Raw genomic sequence first — 3,642 nt, 5'->3', positions numbered from 1 at the left:
CCGAGCCTGCGGTGGCGAACCGCAGCAGCGCGGCGGGGTCTTGGGTGCCCATCAGAAGTATCCTTCGCGCTTGCGGTCTTCCATCGCCGCTTCCGAGAGGCGGTCGTCCGCGCGGGTGGCGCCGCGTTCGGTCAGCGTCGAGGCGGCGATCTCGGCGACCACCTGCTCCAGGGTTTCCGCGGTGGACTCCACGGCGCCGGTGCAGGACATGTCGCCCACGGTGCGGTAGCGCACCTGGCGCTCGACCACGGTCTCGCCGTCGCGGGGCCCGCCCCATGCGCCGGGTGCCAGCCACATGCCGTCCCGGTTGAAGACCTTGCGGTTGTGGGCGTAGTAGATGGCGGGCAGCTCGATCCGTTCGCGGGCGATGTACTGCCAGATGTCCAGTTCGGTGAAGTTCGACAGGGGGAAGACCCGGACGTGTTCGCCGGCGGCGTGCCGGCCGTTGTACAGCTGCCACAGTTCGGGGCGCTGGCGGCGGGGGTCCCAGGCGCCGAACTCGTCGCGCAGGGAGAAGATGCGTTCCTTGGCGCGGGCTTTTTCCTCGTCGCGGCGGCCGCCGCCGAAGACGGCGTCGTGTTTGCCGTGCTCGATGGCTTCCAGCAGGGGCAGGGTCTGCAGGGGGTTGCGGGTGCCGTCGGGGCGTTCGCGCAGTCGGCCGTCGTCGAGGTAGTCCTGCACGGAGGCGACCTGCAGCCGCAAGGAGTGCCGGGCCACGACGGCGTCGCGGTAGGCGAGTACCTCGGGGAAGTTGTGGCCGGTGTCCACGTGGAGCAGGCCGAAGGGCACCGGGGCCGGGGCGAAGGCCTTGAGGGCCAGGTGGAGCATGACGATGGAGTCCTTGCCGCCGGAGAAGAGCAGCACGGGGCGTTCGAACTGTCCGGCGGTCTCGCGGATGATGTGGACGCCCTCCGACTCCAGCACGTCCAAGTGGCTGAGCGGCGCCGGGCGTTCGGCGGGCGCGGGCGGCGCGGCGGCGTCCGCCTCGGTGGCGATCGTGGTCATGGCGGGTCGCCCTTCGTCGTCGTCGGGATCGGGCACGGCGTCAGACATGCAGCCCGCACTCGGTCTTGCCGGTGCCGGACCACCGTCCGGCCCGGATGTCCTCGCCGGGGGCGACGCGCCGCGTGCAGGGGGCGCAGCCGATGGACGGATAGCCGTCGTCGAGCAGCGGGTTGACGAGGACGCCGTGCTCCTCGATGTAGGCGTGCACCTGCTCCGGCGTCCAGGCGACCACCGGGTTGACCTTGACCATGTCCCGCTTGGCGTCCCACTCCACCACCGGGGTGTCGGCCCGCAGCGGCGAGTCGTAGCGGTGCAGGCCGGTGGCCCACGCCTCGTAGCCGGCGAGCGTGCCCTCCAGCGGCTCCACCTTGCGCAGCGCGCAGCACCGGTCGGGCGCCCGGTCGTGGAGCTTCGGCCCGTGCTCGGCGTCCTGCTCGGCGACCGTCAGCCGGGGCAGGACGTTGACCACGTTGACGTCGTACAGCTCGGCGACCGCGTCGCGGGTGCCGATGGTCTCCTCGAAGTGGTAGCCGGTGTCGAGGAAGACGACGTCCACGCCCGGCACGGCGCGGGCGGCGAGGTGTGCGGTGACGGCGTCCTCGAAGGACGAGGTGACGCAGAAGCCGCTGCCGAACGTCTCGCCGGCCCAGCGCAGCACCTCCTCCGCCGGGGCGTCCGCGAACCGGGCCGCGGCCTCCTCGGCGAGGCGGCGCAGTTCGGCGGTGCGCGCCGGGTCGCGCGGGGTGTCGTGCTCGGACCCGGTGACGGTGCGCGTCTCGATGCTCATCCCTCGACTCCCTCGACTCCCTCGACAGCCCGGACGGCCGGGGCGATCAGCCCCAGGAACTTCAGCCGGAAGGCGCGCGAGCATGCGCGGCACTCCCACTCGCCGTGGCCCGCCCCCTCGCCCTCCGCGGGTTCGTGCGGACGCAGGTCCTCGTCCCCGCAGTACGGGCAGTGGAAGGGCGCCGCACGCTCGCTCATGCCAGGTCCTCCTCGGACGCCCGCACCGCCCACTGGGCGAAGCGCTCGCCCTCGGTCCGCTGCTCGGCGAACCGCCGCACCACCCGCTCGATGTAGTCGGGCAGCTGATCGGACGTCACCTTCAGGCCGCGGACCTTGCGGCCGAAGCCGGCGTCGAAGCCGAGGCTGCCGCCGAGGTGCACCTGGTAGCCCTCGACCTGCTCGCCGTTGTCGTCGATGACGAGCTGGCCCTTGAGGCCGATGTCCGCGGTCTGGATGCGGGCGCAGGCGTTGGGGCAGCCGTTGAGGTGGATGCTGATCGGCTCGTCGAACTCGGGCAGCCGCCGCTCCAGGTCGTCGATGAGCGCGGCGCCGCGCGCCTTGGTCTCGACGATGGCGAGCTTGCAGAACTCGATGCCGGTGCAGGCCAGCGTGCCGCGCCGGAAGGGGGACGGCTTGACCCGCAGGTCGAGCGCCTCCAGCCCCTCCACCAGGGAGTCGACCCGGTCCGCGGGGATGTCGAGGATAATCATCTTCTGCTCGACGGTGGTGCGCAGCCGGTCCGAGCCGTGCTCCTCGGCGAGGTCGGCGACCTTGCTGAGCAGGGCGCCGTCCACCCGGCCGACGCGCGGCGCGAAGCCCACGTAGAAGCGGCCGTCGGCCTGCTCGTGGATGCCGACGTGGTCGCGCCAGGCCCGGTTGGGCTCGGCGGGCGCCGGGCCGTCGACGAGCTTGCGCTCCAGGTACTCGTCCTCCAGCACCTGGCGGAACTTCTCCACGCCCCAGTCGGCGACGAGGAACTTCAGCCGGGCGCGGTGCCGCAGCCGGCGGTAGCCGTAGTCGCGGAAGATGCCGGTGACCCCGGCCCACACCTCGGGGACCTCGGCCAGCGGCACCCAGGCGCCCAGCCGCACGGCCAGCTTGGGGTTGGTGGAGAGCCCGCCGCCGACCCAGACGTCGAAGCCGGGGCCGTGCTCGGGGTGCTCGACGCCCACGAACGCCACGTCGTTGATCTCGTGGACGACGTCCTGGACGGGCGAGCCGGAGACGGCGGTCTTGAACTTCCGCGGCAGGTTGGAGAATTCGGGGCTGCCGATGTAGCGGCGGTGGATCTCGTCGACGGCCCAGCTGCCGTCGATGATCTCGTCGGCGGCGATCCCGGCGACCGGTGAGCCGATGATGACGCGGGGGACGTCGCCGCACGCCTCGGTGGTGGACAGGCCCACCGACTCCAGACGCTCCCAGATGGCGGGGACGTCCTCGATGTTGACCCAGTGCAGCTGGATGTTCTGCCGGTCCGTCAGGTCGGCGGTGCCGCGCGCGTAGGCCTCCGACACCTCGCCGACGGCCCGCAGTTGGGCGACCGTCAGGGCGCCGCCGTCGACGCGCACCCGCATCATGAAGTGCGTGTCGTCCAGCTCGTGGGGCTCCAGGACGCCGGTCTTGCCGCCGTCGATCCCGGGGCGGCGCTGGGTGTACAGCCCCCACCAGCGGAAGCGTCCGCGCAGGTCGTTGGGGTCGATGGAGTCGAACCCGCCGTGCGCGTAGATGGTTTCGATGCGCCTGCGGACGTTGAGCCCGTCGTCGTCCTTCTTGAGCTGCTCGTTGCCGTTGAGCGGCTCCCGGTGGCCGAGCGCCCATTGGCCCTCGCCGCGGTGCCGGTGGCGGCCGGCC

At 72.2% G+C, this 3,642-nt stretch carries 4 protein-coding genes; all 4 read right to left on the bottom strand.

Translation table 11 applies throughout. The features are described 5' to 3' along the window. Window positions 1–51: 51 nt before the first annotated feature. Window positions 52–1,005 (bottom strand): sulfate adenylyltransferase subunit CysD, encoded by a 954-nt coding sequence (gene cysD, locus BIV57_RS21680; protein ID WP_071658560.1) that lies wholly within the window; start codon window positions 1,003–1,005, stop codon window positions 52–54. Between the two features lie 40 nt (window positions 1,006–1,045). Beyond that, window positions 1,046–1,792 carry a phosphoadenylyl-sulfate reductase gene (locus BIV57_RS21675; protein WP_245797844.1) on the bottom strand — a complete coding sequence of 249 codons (747 nt, stop codon included), beginning with the start codon at window positions 1,790–1,792 and terminating at the stop codon, window positions 1,046–1,048. Further along, window positions 1,789–1,989: a hypothetical protein gene (locus BIV57_RS21670; RefSeq protein WP_071658559.1), complete on the bottom strand. Its 201-nt coding sequence runs from the start codon at window positions 1,987–1,989 to the stop codon at window positions 1,789–1,791. The genes BIV57_RS21675 and BIV57_RS21670 overlap by 4 nt, the downstream gene beginning before the upstream one ends. Next, window positions 1,986–3,642 (bottom strand): nitrite/sulfite reductase (locus BIV57_RS21665; RefSeq protein WP_071658558.1); only part of this gene is annotated, 1,657 nt, incomplete at its 5' end. The genes BIV57_RS21670 and BIV57_RS21665, both read right to left, overlap by 4 nt.

The organism is Mangrovactinospora gilvigrisea (assembly GCF_001879105.1).
Classification (GTDB): Bacteria; Actinomycetota; Actinomycetes; order Streptomycetales; family Streptomycetaceae; genus Mangrovactinospora; species Mangrovactinospora gilvigrisea.
Note: the sequence above shows the minus strand (reverse complement) of the source record. Positions and strands in the feature narration are given on the sequence as shown.

Coding starts and splice junctions, on each gene's coding strand:
- cysD (WP_071658560.1), bottom strand. CDS start 1,005: ATGACCACGATCGCCACCGAGGCGGACGCCGCCGCGCCGCCCGCGCCC.
- BIV57_RS21675 (WP_245797844.1), bottom strand. CDS start 1,792: ATGAGCATCGAGACGCGCACCGTCACCGGGTCCGAGCACGACACCCCG.
- BIV57_RS21670 (WP_071658559.1), bottom strand. CDS start 1,989: ATGAGCGAGCGTGCGGCGCCCTTCCACTGCCCGTACTGCGGGGACGAG.